Origin of the sequence: [Borrelia] tanukii (genome assembly GCF_030439725.2) — a bacterium.
GTDB lineage: Bacteria > Spirochaetota > Spirochaetia > Borreliales > Borreliaceae > Borreliella > Borreliella tanukii.
In genome coordinates this window covers 29,528-46,024 of record NZ_CP124034.1, presented here as the reverse complement: position 1 = coordinate 46,024, position 16,497 = coordinate 29,528, and the positions used below count along the sequence as shown (strand labels likewise).

Here is a 16,497-nt window from a genome sequence, read left to right as displayed (position 1 = left end):
TTTTATTTTTTTAAATTAGTTTAAAATTTTTTCGATGAAGGCTTAAAACCCCATATTTCTTTATTGCATTTTTATGTTCTTTTGTGGGGTATCCTTTATTTTTTTTGAGTAAATATAGTGGATAAATTTTATCGTATTCATCCATCAGTTTATCTCTTTTGACTTTAGCAATAATTGAAGCAGCTTTTATTTCGTCTATTATTGAATCCCCTTTAATTATTGCTTTAACAGTTTTTGCTGTTATTTTTGGGACGAATTTGCCATCTACAAATACTAAGTCGCAATTTAATTTTAGGTTTTCGTATGCAGTTTGCATTGCAAGAAGAGATGCGTTGTGAATATTTATTTTTTCTATTGTTATATTTGAAATCTCAGCGAATGCATAATATGAGTTTTCAAGTATTAATGAGGACAGGTATTCTCTTTTTTCTTTTTTTAGTTTTTTAGAATCATCCAATTCTTTTACAAAGTTAGGTTTTTTTTTGAAAACTACAGCAGCGCTTAGAATAGGTCCAAAAATACAACCCCTTCCAACTTCATCTATTCCGCAAATCATAATGTGCCTTTTCATAAAAATATTTTTATTTATTATAATATGAAATTATAGATTTATCAGTAATTGGTTTTTAATTGGGAGTTGGTTTGATTTTAAAAAAAATAATACTCTTTGGGTTTAAATCTTTTTTAAATAGGCAAGAGTTAGAAATAGGTGAAAATTTAAGTTTTATTGTGGGTCCTAATGGATGTGGGAAGAGTAATCTTATTGATGCTGTTCGTTTTTGTATGGGAGAAGATAATTTAAAATTTTTAAGGGTTGAAGATATTTCTGATTTAATTTCTGTTTCAAAATTAGGAAAATCAAATTTTGCAGAAATAACTCTTTTTTTTAGTAATATTAATGGTAAAAAATCAACTTTAGTAGAATTTGGAGAGAATTTTTATATTCGTAGGCGCCTTTATAAGGACGGTTCAAGCGAATATTATTTTAATAATAAAATTTTAAATTTTCAAGATTATAATAGACTTTTGAATAGGTTCCAGTTTAAAAACTCGCCTTATATGTTTATAACTCAAGGTAAAGTTGAAGACATTTCTTTGGGGAGAAATGTAAATCTCAAATCCTTAATTGAACAAGCAAGTGGAATAGATGTTTTAAAAATTGAAGAAGAAGAGGCTCTGAAAAATTTTAAGCAATCTAATCAAAATTTATCATCTTTGTTGACTCTACAAGAAAATTTAAGGCAAAAGTACGATAACATAAAAAATGCTTACCTTTTGAGAAAAAAACATCAAGATTTAAGTAAAAAATTAAAATCTTTAGAAAAAACAATAACATTAAAAAAGCTTTTCAATATTAATTTTGATCTTAATGTTTTGAAAAGCAAATTAAATTTAGATGGTTTGAGTAAATTTTTGTCTTCTAGTTTTAAAGAAAAATTAGAATTTTATTCATTTAGAGAAAAAAATATTGTTAATAATATTCAAGCATTAGAAAAGGGTCTTGAGCTAACGAAATCTAAAATTCTTGGACTGGAGATTAAGATTCAAAAATTAGAGCAAGAAAAGACGATAAAGATAAATTTGGAAGATAAGTTTGTCAAGAGTAAATCTAAGTCTGAGGAGAAAAAAAATTCTATAAATAGTGATTTATATCAATTAAATGGTTTGCTTAAAGAAAAGAAAAATGAATTTTTTTCTTTAAGTGACGAGATTAATAGATATACTAAAAGTTTTTTTGAACTTGTTGATTTAATTTTATCTGTATTAAAGAGTGCAAAATCAGAAGAGCTTGTTTTATTAAAAGAGAATATATTAGACTCCCTTAAGCTTTTTGAGGAATCATTGAGCATAAAATATATTAAAGAGATTAGGGTAAATTTAGTTAAATACATAAGTAAAGATGAGAATCTTTTGGCTTTATTGAAGGATAAAATTGAACCTATTTTTGATCAAAATGTTAATTTGAAAAAATTTTTGCTCGAAAAAAATGCTTTAAAAACAAATTTTGCTAAAGAAATAACAAATATTGAGAGATTAATCGAAGAAAAGACCCTTCAATTAAATGATGTATTAGGAGAGCTTGAGTATATAGAGCTTTCTAAATTTAAAAATTTGGACGAAATCAAACTTATAGATGGTAATTTGGAATTTTTATTTGAATCGAAGAATAGTCTTGATGAAGAGCTTAAAGATTTGTATTCAAAGCTTGAAAATTTAAATTTAGAAAAGAGTGATGTTCAACTTAAATTAAGCAATCTTATTGGTGCTTCAAAATTCAGCAATGAGCCTTCTAAGGAGAAAGATTTGAGTTCTTTAGTTTTTTTAAATGATTTCAAAAAAACTAATTATTATGAATATATAAAAAAACAGACAGAGTACGAATTTCTTTTGAACTCTAATGTAGGTATTAAGGACGAAATAGAAAGTTTTAACATTTCTAATGCAATGTCTGCTAAATTTGAATTAGAAGAGGATCTTGCAAGCAGAGATCTATTGCACAAAGAAATCAGTGCAATCAATCTAGGTGATTATGTATTTTTCAATATTGATAAAGAATTTGATGAAACTAAGGATCGTTTTGAAAAAGTAAGTTTACAAGTAGAAGATTTAAAGCTTTCAAAACATTCATTACAAAAGCTTCAAAAAAAAATAAAAAATGAGATTTATAAAAAATTTAGAGAATCATTTGATGAGATTAATAAAAATTTTTCTTACTTTTTTAAAAAAATTTTCAAAGGAACCGCCATTCTTTTTTATAATGAAAATACCGATAATGTTGAGATTAGAATAAATTTTTCAAACAAATTTGTCAAAAACAATAATATGCTTTCAGGGGGCGAGAGTACTTTGGTTAGTATGGCTTTTTTATTTGCACTTTATTATTATTCTCCCGCTTGTTTTTGTATGCTTGATGAAATAGATGCAGCTCTTGATTTTGAGAATAGCAAAAAACTTGCTTTACTTTTAAAAGAATTAGGAAAAAAAATTCAACTATTAGTAATAACTCATAATGTGTATGTTTCTGAGGGTGGTGAAAATTTGATAGGCATTACACTTGATAATGGTGAAAGTAAGGTGTTTAATATATAATTAAGTTAGATTTAAGGAAATTAACGTGCAAGATAGAAAGTTTAGTTTTAGAAAATATTTTTTAATTTTAATATTTTTAATTTTTATTGTTTCCGGTATTACTTATTTCTATTCAATGCAAATGTTAGAGAAATCTCAAAAGTCTGTTGAAGACAATTTAGACGCTAAGGTTAAATTAGTTGATATGGAAGATTTTTATTTTGATTTAAATGAATGTCTGAATATGGATGATTTTTTTATTCCAAGGCCTGATTTTTTAAATGAAGATTTAAATAAAAATTTAGTTGTTGATGGGTTGATTAAAAATAAATTTCTTGATGAGAATTTTTTCAAGGATCTTTGGATTAAAAAGGAAAATTTATTTAACATTGATATTGAGAAGGAGAATGAAAAATTAATAGATAAGATTTTAGAAATTTCCAAATGATTAAAAAATGTTTGATTTATATAAGTTTGCTATTTGTTGTTTTTGAAGTTTGTCCTGAGCCAGCTTTTATAAGTCAAGGTGATTCATATGAGCTTGATTTTAGCAGTAGAGAAGTAGATATTAATGTAAATACTAATTCAAAGTTCAATCTTTTTTTTAAAGATGAGTCTTGGATTTATATCAAAAGCAATGAAAATGATGCTTTTATTAAGTTGATTGGAGAATCTTATGAGAACGGGGCTGTTTTTGCTTTTCAAACTTTTAAAAAGGAAGGCAAAATTAAGTTGATTTTCAACTACCAAAATGTTAAAGATTCCGTTGAATTTAATAAAATAATTATCTTGAAAATTACAAAGAAGCCTGAAGTTGAAATTTCATATGGTGGTGGCTCTGAGGAAGGCAAGGATATTGAAGGTAATAATAATCTTGAACTTGGAGGAGATAATATTAGTGTAACCCCTTTAGAGGTTATTACCAGGGCTTTAAATTTATCTTACATAAATGATTACAAAGGAGCAATAGATTTGCTTAATAAGTATAATTTTAATGATGATAAATATATTTTATTGAAGGCGGAAATTTATTATAAAAATAGGGATTATTTGAAATCTTATGAAAATTATTTGAAATTGAAGAGCAGATGCTTTCAAAGCATTGTTTTTGATCTAATTAAGCTTGGTATAGAGTTAAATATTAAAGAAGAAGTCTTAGAGGATACTAGGTATTTGGTTGAAAAGAATATTGATTTTTCTGAGAGTATTTATCTTAATATTTTTGAATTTTTAGTAATAGTGGGAGAGTATGAGTTTGCTTTTAATTTTAGTTCTTTGTACTTTCCCAAGTATATTAATTCAAGCTTTTCAGATAAATATAGTTATTTTTTGGGAAAGCTTTATGAATCTGAGAGTAAACATAAAAATTTTTTAAAGGCTTTGTATTATTATAAATTGGTCATTGATAATTACCCTTTTAGTGATTATTATGAGAAAGCCAAGATAAGATATTTATTTTTAAAGCGGTTTTTTTAGGAGAAATGATATATGATACGGAGAAGGCTTACTAAACAACTTGAAATAATAAAAGATTATCTTTGGGATATGAAAGAATGTGTGCTTAAAATTATAGAGGACTCTTTAATAGCTTTAGAATCTAAAGATAAAAGTTTAGCTAAAAAAATAATTAATGAGGATGAGAAAATAATAGATGATTATCAATACGATATTGAGGATTTATGCGGAAGAATAATTGCTACTGAGCATCCTGTTGCTACAGAACTTAGAGAAATTTTAGCAATTATTAAAATAATAAGTTCTCTTGAAAGGATTGCAGACCATGCTACTAAGATTGTAAGAGTTGTTCTTCTTCTTGAATCAGATTCGGGTGATTTTGATTTTCTTAATCTGTATTTTAAACCTTTAAGAGAAATGGCCGATACAGCTAAGGAGATGTTGTCTGATATTTTTGACGCATATTTTGATGGAGATTTTACTAAAATATTAAAGATAGTTAAGTATGACAATATAATAGATAAGTTATTTTCAAAGCAAAAAAGTATTGTTATTGAGGCAATGAAAAAAAACCCTGAAAATTTGGATTATCTTTTAAATATATTATTTTTAAATAGTTTCTTAGAAAGAGTAGGCGATCATGTAGCAACAATTGGTGAATTGCTCTATTTTATTAGAATAGGCGAGAAAGTAAACTTAACTTAGGGGCAATATTTTAGACTTTTTAAGCTAAATAAATTTTCTATTATATAAAATTTATTATAAAAAGAATTAATGATCAGATCATTAATTCTTTTTATAAGTAGCAGGCATTATGTATTCAAGATTCTTGTTTCCCCTGATTGTTTCTGAATGTCCAATTAAAAGATAGGAATCATTTTTCAGATAGGAGTTGAATTTATTGGCAAGATCGTTTCTAGTTTTTTCATCAAAATAGATCATGACATTTCTGCAAAATATTAGGTCAAATTTTTTACTAAATGGAAATTTCTCATCCATTAAATTTAATTTTTTAAAATGAACCATTTTTTTTAAAGTTTCTTTAACTTGAAATTTATCGTCTTTAAATCGATTTAAATATTTAGTTTTTAAATATTTGGGCAAATTTATTATACGATCTTCAGGGTAAATTCCTTCACGAGCTTCTTGTAGTACGCTAATTGAAATGTCTGTTGCTAATATTTTGACTTTAAAATTTACTTTATTATTTTCCATGTATTCTTTTAGTATCATTGCAATTGTATATGGCTCCTCGCCACTTGAGCAGCCGGCTGACCATATTCTAATTTCTGAATTTTCTGATTTTATTATTTTTTCAGCAAGTTTGGGCAATATTTTGTTATTTAAAAAATCAAAATGCTTAGATTCTCTGAAAAAATAGGTGTGATTTGTTGATATTTTGTCTACTAGTTCAATTAATTGAATGTTTCCAGCGCTTTTTTCCAAAAAGTTGATGTATTCAGTAAAATTTTTAAATCCTTTAACTTTGAGAAGAGATGATAATCTACTTTCAATAAGCATCTTTTTTTTTTCGCTGAGGTTGATTCCAAAATTGTTGTAAACTATTTTTATTAACCTTAAAAGCTCTTCCTTGGTTATATTTATATTAAGGTTGAATTTGTTTTGATTTACATTCATATACTTTTGATTTCATTCTCCTTTTTGATCTAGAGTGATTTGTTTTCATACTAAAAATGTAATATTTTCTTTTTTACTTCTATAATACTTAAGCGTACAGCTTAAGTTAGATATTTCAATTGCAATAATTTTCCAATTGTGATAATTTAGTAGTTAAATTATTAGTATGCTTACTTATTAAAGGTTGTGTCATGAAAAAAAGAAGTAGAAAAGTCAAAGATGATTTAGTTGTGCTTGAATCTAAAGAAAAAAAAGTTGGTGTGTGGGGTATTTTTGCTCTTATTTTAATTGTTTTTGGATTTATTATTGCACCTTTGCTTCCAGGCGTGTTTGATAATGCTAATTCATCTGGTTTAAAATTTGGTTCTTATAAAGGTCAACCTATTTACTATAAAAAAGATAGTAAGTTTGCCAAGTATGTTAATTATTATTCAAATCTTTATTCTAGATTACAAGGGAATGCTAAAAATATTAATATAGATTATAATGTTTGGTATTTGGCATTTATGAAATATGCTGAGGATGTTGCTTTTTTTGATTTGATAAAAAAATATAATTTTCATATTTCTAAGGAAATGTTGAATAAAAATTTATTCAAGTCTCCTGAGTATTTAGACTCTAGTGGAAATTTTAGTTCTAAAAGATATAATAAAGTTTCTGATTATCAAAAAGTTAAAATTTATGATGATATGGTAGAAAATATACTTTTTTCTAACATTAAAATTTTTTTAAATAGTAATTTAATATTTCCCGATTCTCTTTTTAATATGATTAAAGATATGAGTACTGTAGAAAGGCATATTTCATATCTTTCTCTTTCTTATCAAGATTTTTCTAATAAAGAGACAATATTTTATGCTGAGAAAAATTTAAATTTATTCAAACGCTTATCGCTTGCATCCATTCGTTTTAAAAATATGAATGATGCTAGGAATGCTTATGACAAGCTAGTAAACAAAACTCCATTTGAAGAGCTTGCTAAGCTTTATTCAGATGATATAGCTAATTTTAAAGGTGTTGTTTCTTTGGATAAGTATTATTTTGATTTAGATCTTAATGTTGAAAAGAAAGAAGATCTAAATTCCATTTTTTCTTTAAGAGAAGGTGAATTTAGCAAGCCTATTAAGACTAAAAATAAAAATGAATATCAAATATATAAGGCATTTGGCAATGTTCATAATTTTGATAAAAATTCAGATCGCGATATTAACTCTGTTAAAAATTATATTGAAACTTATGAACCAAGTGTTATTGAAGGTTATTTGGAAAGTAGGCTCAATGATTTTCTTAATGATGTTAAATTTAGCAGTTTAAGTCAGGCTCTTGAAAAATACCGGTTTAGTTTAAAAGAAGAAATTGTTAATTTATCTTATAATGTCAACATATATCCCAATACCTTAAAAGAGTTGGTTGAATTTAATAATAGTAAATCTTTTTATGATATTGTTTTTGGATTAAAAGAAAATTCTTGGTCTAAACCTTTTGTAGCGAATAAAAAAGTTTATTTGTTTTTCCTTAAATCAGCTAAAAAAAGATCTAATCAGATCAAAAAAGAGATCGAAAATGAAAAACTTATTGACAATTTTAACATTGCAAATAGTGGTTTGATTACAGATTTTTTATTGAATAAAAAAGATTTTGTTAATAATTTTAATGAGTCGTTTTTTGCTTTACAAAACTTTAGTCAAAATTAAAAAATGAATGCTATGATAAAGGTTTTAGTTGATAGTAAAATTAATTTTAGTAAAGAATTGATTTGGTTTTATAATTATTTTTATAGATTTTTGTTTTTATTCTTTTTTTTTACATTATTTGCTTGTTCTAAAGTAAGCAAAGATTTTATTGTTTTTAACAAAGATGTAAAATATACTCCCAAGATCGAAAATTTAAATTCTAATGTTTTGGAAATTAACAAAATGGAAGATTTTTTTGGAGATATTATAGATTTAAAAGGTTATAAAATTCTTGCAGTTCAGCAAGAAAATTTAAATTTAGATGTTTATTTTGAACAGGTGGTTTTAGCTCAAAATTTTTCAAATCTTAATGCGTATTTGTTTATTATTGGCTTTGATCCTAAATTTAAAATTGGAACGATTCTTTTTAAAACTCAAATAGATATTGACCCAAAAAATTCTTATAACATGTATCTTGAGGATATTACGGGTGATTATGATTTTAATATAGTTGTTCAGGGATTTTTAAAAGACAAATCTGTTTTGTACGTTTTTCAAAAATCTGTTTTAAATGATGTGTCTTCTTATAAACCCATATTTTTTGAAAAAGTTAATGGCACTGTTCTTATTAATAAGTATACAAGATCTTCAGCTTATGAAGAAAACAGATCAAGAGAAAGCTATCCTATTTCTTTAGAAAAATATGAAAAAGTGGGAGAAGATTTAATAATTAGCAAGATTGAAAAATATGAATATTCTCATGTTCAGGGTAAATATTATCTTTCTTCTGTGAGTGAAAAAGTTGGCAAGATTGATAATAATATTTATAAAACTTTAAAGAATTTAAGCAAAGAGGAAGTTTATAGATTTTTGCATGGAGTTTGGTACGACTTCCACGATTATAATAAAAAACAGGGCAAAGATATTGATGAAGTTTTATTTTTGTCTTTTGAAAGGCAATCAAGTGAGATTAATCTTTTTAGAAAAAACTCTCAAGAAGTTGCAAAGATTGAATATATTTCAAAGCCGGCTTACAACACCCTTAATGTTAGTGCGAAGTCTCTTTTTTCAGATTTGATAGTTTACAACTTTTGGATAAAAATTGTAGATAAAGAAAACATTGAAATCAAAATTGACACTAGTACAAATTCTTATGATAATAGTGGATTTTCAGGGGCATTTAAGAGATTTGATGAAAATGTCTTAAACGTTAAAAAAAAAGGTAATAATATTTATTTTATTCCTAGTGGAAATTACGTATATAAGGACAAAATTTATGATTTTTCTTACCCCCATTTAACTTATATTGATGAAAATAAAATTTATTATGGAATTTTTAATATTTTCCCTTTAAATAATAATTTTGTTCTTGAATATGAAATTGATATGGGTAGTTATAAGATTGTTGAATCTTTTTTCCTTGAACATAACGAGAGAGTTGTTCAAAAGCAAAAATTTTCTACAATCATTCTTAATCCTATTAAAATTTTAAAAGATGATGTAAGCTTAGTTAAAGGGCAAAAATTAAAACTTGAGCGAATAGAAAAAATAGGATAATAGTTTTTATGAAAATATTGAGAAGTATTATAACTTATTTTAATGTTTTATTGTTCTTTTTAATTTTAATTTTTTTTTTATTTCCCTTTTACTTGGTTTGTAAATTTTTTTTACTTGAGCGTTATGTTATTAAATTTAGTTTTATTATGATGCGGGCTTGCATTAAGATTAGTTTATGGCTTGCTGGAATTAAAATTATTGTTACAGGTTTTGAAAATATTCCCCAAAAAAGCAATGTAATAATAATGGGAAATCATATTGCGGCTATGGATCCTTTAATTTTTATTTATACGTTTAATAATCCATTTGTAATAATAGCAAAGCATTCTTTACTTAGGGTTCCTTTTGTGAATATTGGTTTAATTGTTATGGGCGCTATTTTCGTTAATAGAAAGAGTATAAGATCTGCTGCTGCTGCTGAGGCTAAGGCAATAAAGGTTATGAGAGAAGGCAGATCTATTGGAATTTTTCCTGAAGGGACTAGAAATAGAGGAGGGGATACTAAGGTTTTTAAAAAAGGTGCAATTAAGATGGCATTAAAGACAGGAACATCTATTCTTCCTGTTACTCTTTATAATACTAATAACTTTTTTATTAAAAATATTATTTTTAATTCTGGACTATCTGTTTATATTCATGTCCATCCTTTGATAGATATTTTAAAATTAAGTGAATATGAAAAAGAGAATCTCACTAGTATTATTAGAGATCAAATAGTTAAAAAGCTTGAAACTATTAAAATTTAATTTATAAAGCAAGGATTTAGATGAAGACTCAAAATTATGATGAAAGTAAAATAATCACTCTATCTTCTCTTGAACACATTAGGTTAAGATCTGGTATGTATATTGGACGTTTAGGAGATGGTTCTAATATTGATGATGGTATTTATGTTTTAGTTAAAGAGATAATAGACAATTCAATTGATGAATTTATTATGGGCTATGGAAATGAAATTTTTATAAAAAAAGAGAACAATCTTATTGCTATTAGGGATTATGGAAGAGGAATTCCTCTTGGAAAAGTTGTTGAGAGTGTTTCGGTTATTAATACTGGAGCCAAGTATAATGATGATGTTTTTCAATTTTCTGTAGGGCTTAATGGTGTTGGAACCAAGGCGGTCAATGCCTTAAGTTCAAAATTTTTGGTAAGATCAACAAGAAATGGCAAATCTTTTGAGGCTTTGTTTTCTAAGGGAAACTTATTGGAATCTAAAGAAATAGAATCTTCTGATAAAGACGGTACTTATGTTGAGTTTTTAGCAGATTCAGAGATATTCGGAAAATATTCTTACAGTGAAGATTTTCTGAAGAGAAGGTTTTTCCATTATGCTTGTTTGAATAAAGGACTTATAATAAACTATAATGGTCAAATTTTTGAATCCAAAAATGGTCTTTTAGATTTTTTGAATTCAGAAATTAAAAGTGATGATTTGCTTTATGATATTGTTTATTATTCTAGTAAAACCTTAGAATTTGCTTTTTCCCATACAAATAATTACGGGGAAACTTATTTTTCATTTGTTAATGGGCAATATACCAACGATGGGGGCACTCATCAGACCGGCTTTAGAGAAGGCTTTGTAAGAGCTATTAACGATTTTCTTAAAAAAACATATTCGTCAACAGATATTAGGGAAGGTCTTGTTGCAACTCTTTCTGTTAAAATTAAAGACCCAATATTTGAAAGTCAAACTAAGAATAAGCTTGGAAATATTGAAACTAGAGGCAATGTTGCAAAGGAAGTGCAAAAGGTAATTTCTGAGATTTTGTACAAAGATAAAATACTTGCAAAATTGATTGAGAAAAAAGTAGTTGACAATGAACGGCTTAGAAAAGAGCTAAGTAGTGTAAGAAAAGAAGCAAGAGAGAGAGCAAAAAAAATATCTTTTAAAATCCCAAAACTTAAGGATTGCAAATTTCATTTTAATAGCAATAGTGAGAAATCAGAACAAACTATGATCTTCTTAACAGAAGGGGATTCTGCAACGGGTTCAATGGTGTCTTGTAGAGATGTTTATACCCAAGCTATATTTTCTCTTAGAGGGAAACCTCAAAATATGTTTGAAAAAAATAAATCTGAAATATATAAAAATGAAGAGCTTTATAATATGATGGTAGCTCTTGGCATTGAAGAATCAATTGAAAATTTAAGGTATAATAAGGTTGTAATAGCAACTGATGCAGATTTTGATGGATTTCATATTAGAAATTTGTTGTTAACTTTTTTCTTGACTTTTTTTGAAGATTTAATTTTAAATGGTCATATGTATATTTTAGAAACTCCTCTTTTTAGGGTTAGGAACAAAAAAATCACAACCTACTGTTATTCTGAGGAAGAGAAGCAAAAAGCTATTCTTGAGCTTAAGGGGGTATGTGAAGTAACAAGGTTTAAAGGCCTTGGTGAAATTTCTCCAAATGAATTTAAAGGTTTTATTGATATTAATAGCATTAAACTTACAAAAGTAGATCTTTTTAATATTAAAGAAATAAAAGAAAAATTAGGATTTTATATGGGACAAAATACTCCTGAAAGGCGGAATTTTATTATGGAGAATTTGATCTAATGGATATTAGAACTGTACTTAAAGATAATTTTTTGCAATATTCATCTTATGTTATTAAAGATCGTGCTATTGCTAGTGTTATTGATGGATTTAAACCAGTACAAAGAAGAATTATACATTCTCTTTTTGAGATGCATGATGGCAATTTTCATAAAGTTGCAAATGTTGTTGGTAATACAATGAAATATCATCCCCATGGTGATACTTCAATTTACGAGGCTCTTGTTAATATTGCCAACAAAGATCTATTTATTGAAAAGCAGGGTAATTTTGGTAATTTGTTTACAGGTGATCCCGCTTCTGCTTCTCGATATATTGAATGTAGATTAACCCCTTTAGCTTTTGATGTTCTTTATAGCAAAGAGATAACAATTTATGAATCTTCTTATGATGGAAGAAATAGTGAACCTTTGCTTTATCCTGCAAAGATTCCTGTTATTTTAATTCAGGGAAGTGAGGGAATTGCTGTTGGAATGGCAGCCAAAATATTGCCTCATAATTTTAATGAGATTTTAAATGCAGTAAAGAGTGAACTTCTTGGAGAGCCTTACGATATTTATCCCGATTTTCCAACAGGAGGAATAGTCGATGTTAATGAATATGCTGATGGTAACGGTAAAGTTTTAGTTAGGGCTAAAATTGAAACTATAGATGAAAAAACAATTGTAATAAGGGAATTGCCTTTTGGTGAGACTACTGAGAGCTTGATATCTTCGATTGAGAAAGCGATTAGAAAAAATTATATTAAAGTTTCAAGCATTAATGATTTTACTGCTGAGAATGTGGCCATAGAACTATCTTTGCCGCGGGGTGTTTATGCAAGTGAAGTGATTGAAAAGTTATATCATTATACAAATTGCCAGATATCAATTTCCGTTAATTTATTGCTGCTTAGTGATAGGTATCCTGTTGTTTACACTATTAAAGATCTTATTAAATTTCATGCAGTCCATCTTCAAAAAATTTTAAAAATGGAACTTGAATTGCAAAAAAGCAAGATTCTTGAAAAAATATTTTATAAGACACTGGAGCAAATTTTTATTGAAAAAAAGATTTATAAACTGCTTGAAACAATTTCTAAAGAAGAAAATATTGTAAATATAATATTGTCAGAGATTTTAAGCTACAAAGAATCTTTTTCAAGGGAAGTTTTTAAAGAAGATGTTGAAAATTTGCTTAAGATTCCAATTAGAAAAATAAGTCTTTTTGATATTGATAAGAATTCTAAGGATATTAAAATTTTAAATAAAGAATTAAAGAGTGTAAATAGCAGTATTTCTTCAATAAGGGGATATTCAATAAATTTTATTGATTTATTACTTGCAAAGTATTCTAAAGAACATCAAAGGAAGACGGAAATTTCTTTAATCAAAGCAAAAAATGTAAAAGAAATAGCTACCAAGAATATGAAAGTTTATTTGAACTTGGCAGAAGGTTTTGTAGGAACTAGTCTTTTTGATGGTGAATTTATTGGAAATGCTAGTTATTATGATAAAATATTGGTTTTTAGGAAAAATAGTTATGTTCTTAAAAATATTGAAGACAAGGTATTTATAGATAAAAAGAATGTATGTGCTTTGGTTTATGATATAAATAATTCAAAAGAACAAATATTTTCAATAATTTATTTTAATAAACTTGACAATTTTTATTATGTTAAAAGATTTAAAATAGATAAATTTATTACAGATAAAGTTTATGAATTTTTAGGAGAAAATGATGAATTTGTAGATTTTTCATTAAGTCCCAAATTTGTAGAATTTTCGACAAATAAAGACATTATTAAAAAAATTGAAATTGCGAATTTTATGGTCAAATCAAGAAGTTCTATTGGGAAGCGAATTTCAAGTAACAATTTGAAAAAAGTTAAATTTAAATAATTTTAAAAACCTTTTTTAAATTTCATTAATATGCTAACATAGTACCAGTTTTAATGAAGGGGTTTTTTATGAATAAATTTTTAATTTTTGTTTTAGTAACCTTTTGTGTTTTTTCTAGCTTTGCCCAAGCTTATGATTCTAAAAGCGATTTTAATATGGGGGCAGGAGAAAAACTTTTGGCTTATGAAACTAACAAAAAAGATCCTATTGTGCCATTTTTATTGAACCTTTTTTTAGGGTTTGGGATAGGTTCTTTTGCTCAAGGAGATGTTCTTGGAGGTTCTCTTATTCTTGGATTTGATGCAGTTGGTATAGGGCTAATACTTACGGGAGCTTATTTAGATATCAAGGCTTTAGGTAATAATGCTAAAAAAGTTGCTTTTAAATGGACTTGGGGCAAGGGAATAATGTTGGCAGGTGTGCTTACTATGACTGTGACAAGATTGACAGAAATTATTCTTCCATTTACATTTGCCAATAGTTATAATAGGAAACTGAAAAATAGCCTTAATATAGCTTTGGGAGGATTTGAGCCTAGTTTTGATATTAACATGGGCCAATCTAGTGCTCTTGGGTTTGAGCTGTCTTTCAAAAAGAGTTATTAATTTTATTTATTATAAAAAAATGAGTGATTGCAATTTGTATTGTGATTGCTCATTGTAATTGGAAATTAGAGTTTTTATTTATTATTTATATTTTATTTCTCTACTAAGTTCTTTTTTTATGCTTTTTTGTTTTAGTATTTCTCTTTTATCATGCAATTTTTTTCCTTTGCATATTCCAATTTCTACTTTAATTATCGATTTTTTTAAATAAAAGCTAATAGGAATTAAAGTATATCCTTCTTTTTCTTTAAATTTTTTTAGTCTTTGTAATTCCTGTTTTTTTATTAGAAGTTTTCTAGGTCTTAATTCATCATGATTGAATATATTTCCTTCTTTATATTTTGATACGTGCAAGTTTTCAAGCCATAATTCTTCTTTTTTTATGCTAGCAAAGCTATTATTAAATGATAATTTTTTTGCCTTTATTGATTTCACTTCGGTTCCCTTTAGTACTATTCCGCAACTTATTTTTTCTTCAATAAAGTAATTGAATTTTGCTTTTTTGTTTTCAAGAAACAAAGTGTTTGTCTTCAAATCTATTCCTTCTATCCCTTCTTTGATACAATCAATCTAAAACCAATGTTTGGAGAACTCCAATTTTTCAAGAAAGAAGCTTTAGTTGATGAATTGAGTAAATTATTGTTTTGATGAGAGTATGTTCTGATTTCTGTTATCAATGAATAAAAATTTGAATTTTCGTTATAAAAATTTTTTTCATTTTTGAATATTGCAATATCGTTAAAAGACGAATTTTGCATTAAATTCCAAAATCCAACTTTTTTTGATATTTCATTAATATTTAATGGTTTTTTGTTTGGTTCTTTTTGATATAATTCCCATTCTTGTGATATGGGGAGTCTTGCTTTAAATCCATCGGGAAGTTTTTTAGAGTACCAGTTGGCATATTCTAATGCTGAAAAATAAGATATTCCCGTGATAGCCTCATTTAAGCCTATTTGATTAAAATTTTTAAGATAATTTTCATCTACAAGCTGTTCTTTTATTAAACTCTCTTTATTATTTAATGTCCATTTTGGATTTTCTTTTAAAAAATCTTGATACTCATATTTTGTAACATTTTGCTCTTGAATAAGAAATTCTTTTATATTATATGTAGATTTTAGTGAAATATTTTTTGAATCTAATTCATAATTTTGAATTTTTTCGATTTTATTTGAATTTATTTTTTTAAATCCAGGTAACTTTATGTTAATTTTTTCATTTTTAGAAATTAATTGAATATTTTCATTATCTAGAGTTTTGGCTAATGTTTTAACCCAAGACTCATTTTTGGTTAGCATTTTTAGATCTTTATCTAAGTTTTCTAAAAACCAAAAGATAGCTCTATTTTCTAAATCAAAATTTGTTTTTAGAGAGTTCCATATTTTTTCTTGATTGCTATTGCTTTGGCCTATTGAATATACGACTTTGTATGAATCTAGAAAATCCTTAAACATTTCGATTGAATTTAAGTAAGGTATAGAGTCTTTTAGAAATTTTTTAATGTATTTGGGATGTTCTTTGAGTTCACTAGATATTAATGAAAATACAGGAATTAATTTTGTATTTTCATTAGTATTTTTTATTTTAACCATTACAGAGAGCTCTTTTTGTCTTTGTTTAATAATCTTTTCGGGATCAACCAGCTCTAAATTTATTTGTAAATTGTAGTTTCCAAAAAATTTATTGTGAATTTTTATGTTTTGTTCGTAGGTTTTAAATCCCATCCTTTTTGCTTTAATAATTCCTTCAGTGGTATTTATATATTTATTAAGTGGAGTTCTGCCGATATATTTTTCGTTTAAATAGATGTAAGTATTTGCAATATTAGAATTTATTTTTAAATATGCTCCTGGATTTTTAAATTTGGGTATAATTATTAAAATTAATATTAAACTTAAAAGTAATATTATTGCTGTAAGAAGTACATAAACTTTGGGTGCTATTCCTAGGATTGGCTTTAATTTAACTTCAAAAAGCTCAATATTTGAATTCTCATCACTTTCTTTCATCTTTTAAAGTATAGAAAAGTATTTAAATAAGTGTCAATATTT

Annotated in this window: 14 protein-coding genes; 10 read left to right on the top strand and 4 right to left on the bottom strand. The window is 26.2% G+C overall.

The genetic code is table 11. From position 1 onward, the window contains the following. Positions 1-10 precede the first annotated feature (10 nt). Entirely contained in the window at positions 11-556 is a 546-nt protein-coding gene (locus QIA27_RS00740; RefSeq protein WP_301354306.1) for a ribonuclease HII, read from the bottom strand. 86 nt (positions 557-642) lie between these two features. Here QIA27_RS00740 and QIA27_RS00735 point away from each other — a divergent pair, with 86 nt between their 5' ends. Genes QIA27_RS00735 through phoU form a run of 4 tightly spaced genes read left to right on the top strand, consistent with a single transcriptional unit; the run spans position 643 to position 5,229 of the window. After that, the gene (locus QIA27_RS00735) at positions 643-3,090 is read left to right on the top strand and encodes an AAA family ATPase (RefSeq protein ID WP_301403439.1); all 2,448 of its coding nucleotides are present in this window, start codon (positions 643-645) and stop codon (positions 3,088-3,090) included. A gap of 25 nt (positions 3,091-3,115) precedes the next feature. Beyond that, positions 3,116-3,517, top strand: a complete 402-nt coding sequence (locus QIA27_RS00730) for a hypothetical protein (RefSeq protein ID WP_301353350.1) — start codon at positions 3,116-3,118, stop codon at positions 3,515-3,517. Then, positions 3,514-4,545, top strand: a complete 1,032-nt coding sequence (locus QIA27_RS00725; RefSeq protein WP_301353349.1) for a hypothetical protein — start codon at positions 3,514-3,516, stop codon at positions 4,543-4,545. The genes QIA27_RS00730 and QIA27_RS00725 overlap by 4 nt, the downstream gene beginning before the upstream one ends. 12 nt (positions 4,546-4,557) lie before the next feature. Further along, on the top strand, positions 4,558-5,229 hold the full coding sequence (phoU, locus tag QIA27_RS00720; protein ID WP_006068828.1) for a phosphate signaling complex protein PhoU: 672 nt from the start codon (positions 4,558-4,560) through the stop codon (positions 5,227-5,229). An 81-nt stretch (positions 5,230-5,310) separates the two neighbouring features. On the opposite strand, the gene QIA27_RS00715 is transcribed toward phoU, so the two are convergent. Beyond that, positions 5,311-6,162 carry a protein-glutamate O-methyltransferase gene (locus QIA27_RS00715; protein WP_301353348.1) on the bottom strand — a complete coding sequence of 284 codons (852 nt, stop codon included), beginning with the start codon at positions 6,160-6,162 and terminating at the stop codon, positions 5,311-5,313. A 191-nt stretch (positions 6,163-6,353) separates the two neighbouring features. On the opposite strand from QIA27_RS00715, the gene QIA27_RS00710 reads away from it, so the two are divergent. The 6 genes from QIA27_RS00710 (at position 6,354) to QIA27_RS00685 (ending at position 14,443) form a co-directional block, all read left to right on the top strand. Then, positions 6,354-7,856 carry a peptidylprolyl isomerase gene (locus QIA27_RS00710; protein WP_301386187.1) on the top strand — a complete coding sequence of 501 codons (1,503 nt, stop codon included), beginning with the start codon at positions 6,354-6,356 and terminating at the stop codon, positions 7,854-7,856. A 12-nt stretch (positions 7,857-7,868) separates the two neighbouring features. Next, positions 7,869-9,392, top strand: a complete 1,524-nt coding sequence (locus tag QIA27_RS00705) for a pallilysin-related adhesin (protein WP_301354304.1) — start codon at positions 7,869-7,871, stop codon at positions 9,390-9,392. 8 nt (positions 9,393-9,400) lie between these two features. Beyond that, positions 9,401-10,138 (top strand): lysophospholipid acyltransferase family protein, encoded by a 738-nt coding sequence (locus QIA27_RS00700; RefSeq protein WP_301386186.1) that lies wholly within the window; start codon positions 9,401-9,403, stop codon positions 10,136-10,138. A gap of 20 nt (positions 10,139-10,158) precedes the next feature. Then, on the top strand, positions 10,159-11,958 hold the full coding sequence (locus QIA27_RS00695) for a toprim domain-containing protein (RefSeq protein ID WP_301386185.1): 1,800 nt from the start codon (positions 10,159-10,161) through the stop codon (positions 11,956-11,958). Then, complete coding sequence (locus tag QIA27_RS00690; RefSeq protein ID WP_301353344.1) at positions 11,958-13,838, top strand: DNA topoisomerase IV subunit A; 1,881 nt, start codon at positions 11,958-11,960, stop codon at positions 13,836-13,838. Before QIA27_RS00695 ends, QIA27_RS00690 begins: the two co-directional genes overlap by 1 nt. A gap of 68 nt (positions 13,839-13,906) precedes the next feature. Then, the gene (locus QIA27_RS00685) at positions 13,907-14,443 is read left to right on the top strand and encodes a P13 family porin (RefSeq protein WP_301403438.1); all 537 of its coding nucleotides are present in this window, start codon (positions 13,907-13,909) and stop codon (positions 14,441-14,443) included. Positions 14,444-14,524: 81 nt separating this feature from the next. On the opposite strand, the gene smpB is transcribed toward QIA27_RS00685, so the two are convergent. Together smpB and QIA27_RS00675 are read right to left on the bottom strand one after the other, a co-directional pair. Next, a complete protein-coding gene (gene smpB / locus QIA27_RS00680) occupies positions 14,525-14,977 on the bottom strand; it encodes an SsrA-binding protein (RefSeq protein ID WP_301386183.1) in 453 nt (150 codons plus the stop codon). Between the two features lie 11 nt (positions 14,978-14,988). Then, positions 14,989-16,455, bottom strand: coding sequence for an SUMF1/EgtB/PvdO family nonheme iron enzyme (locus tag QIA27_RS00675; protein WP_301353341.1), 1,467 nt, complete (start codon positions 16,453-16,455; stop codon positions 14,989-14,991). Between the last annotated feature and the right edge of the window lie 42 nt (positions 16,456-16,497).

Excerpts from the sequence above, each read along its gene's own strand:
- QIA27_RS00685 (WP_301403438.1), top strand. The coding sequence starts at position 13,907 with ATGAATAAATTTTTAATTTTTGTTTTAGTAACCTTTTGTGTTTTTTCT.
- QIA27_RS00725 (WP_301353349.1), top strand. The coding sequence starts at position 3,514 with ATGATTAAAAAATGTTTGATTTATATAAGTTTGCTATTTGTTGTTTTT.
- QIA27_RS00690 (WP_301353344.1), top strand. The coding sequence starts at position 11,958 with ATGGATATTAGAACTGTACTTAAAGATAATTTTTTGCAATATTCATCT.
- QIA27_RS00700 (WP_301386186.1), top strand. The coding sequence starts at position 9,401 with ATGAAAATATTGAGAAGTATTATAACTTATTTTAATGTTTTATTGTTC.
- QIA27_RS00715 (WP_301353348.1), bottom strand. The coding sequence starts at position 6,162 with ATGAATGTAAATCAAAACAAATTCAACCTTAATATAAATATAACCAAG.
- QIA27_RS00695 (WP_301386185.1), top strand. The coding sequence starts at position 10,159 with ATGAAGACTCAAAATTATGATGAAAGTAAAATAATCACTCTATCTTCT.
- QIA27_RS00710 (WP_301386187.1), top strand. The coding sequence starts at position 6,354 with ATGAAAAAAAGAAGTAGAAAAGTCAAAGATGATTTAGTTGTGCTTGAA.
- phoU (WP_006068828.1), top strand. The coding sequence starts at position 4,558 with ATGATACGGAGAAGGCTTACTAAACAACTTGAAATAATAAAAGATTAT.
- QIA27_RS00675 (WP_301353341.1), bottom strand. The coding sequence starts at position 16,455 with ATGAAAGAAAGTGATGAGAATTCAAATATTGAGCTTTTTGAAGTTAAA.
- QIA27_RS00740 (WP_301354306.1), bottom strand. The coding sequence starts at position 556 with ATGATTTGCGGAATAGATGAAGTTGGAAGGGGTTGTATTTTTGGACCT.
- QIA27_RS00705 (WP_301354304.1), top strand. The coding sequence starts at position 7,869 with ATGATAAAGGTTTTAGTTGATAGTAAAATTAATTTTAGTAAAGAATTG.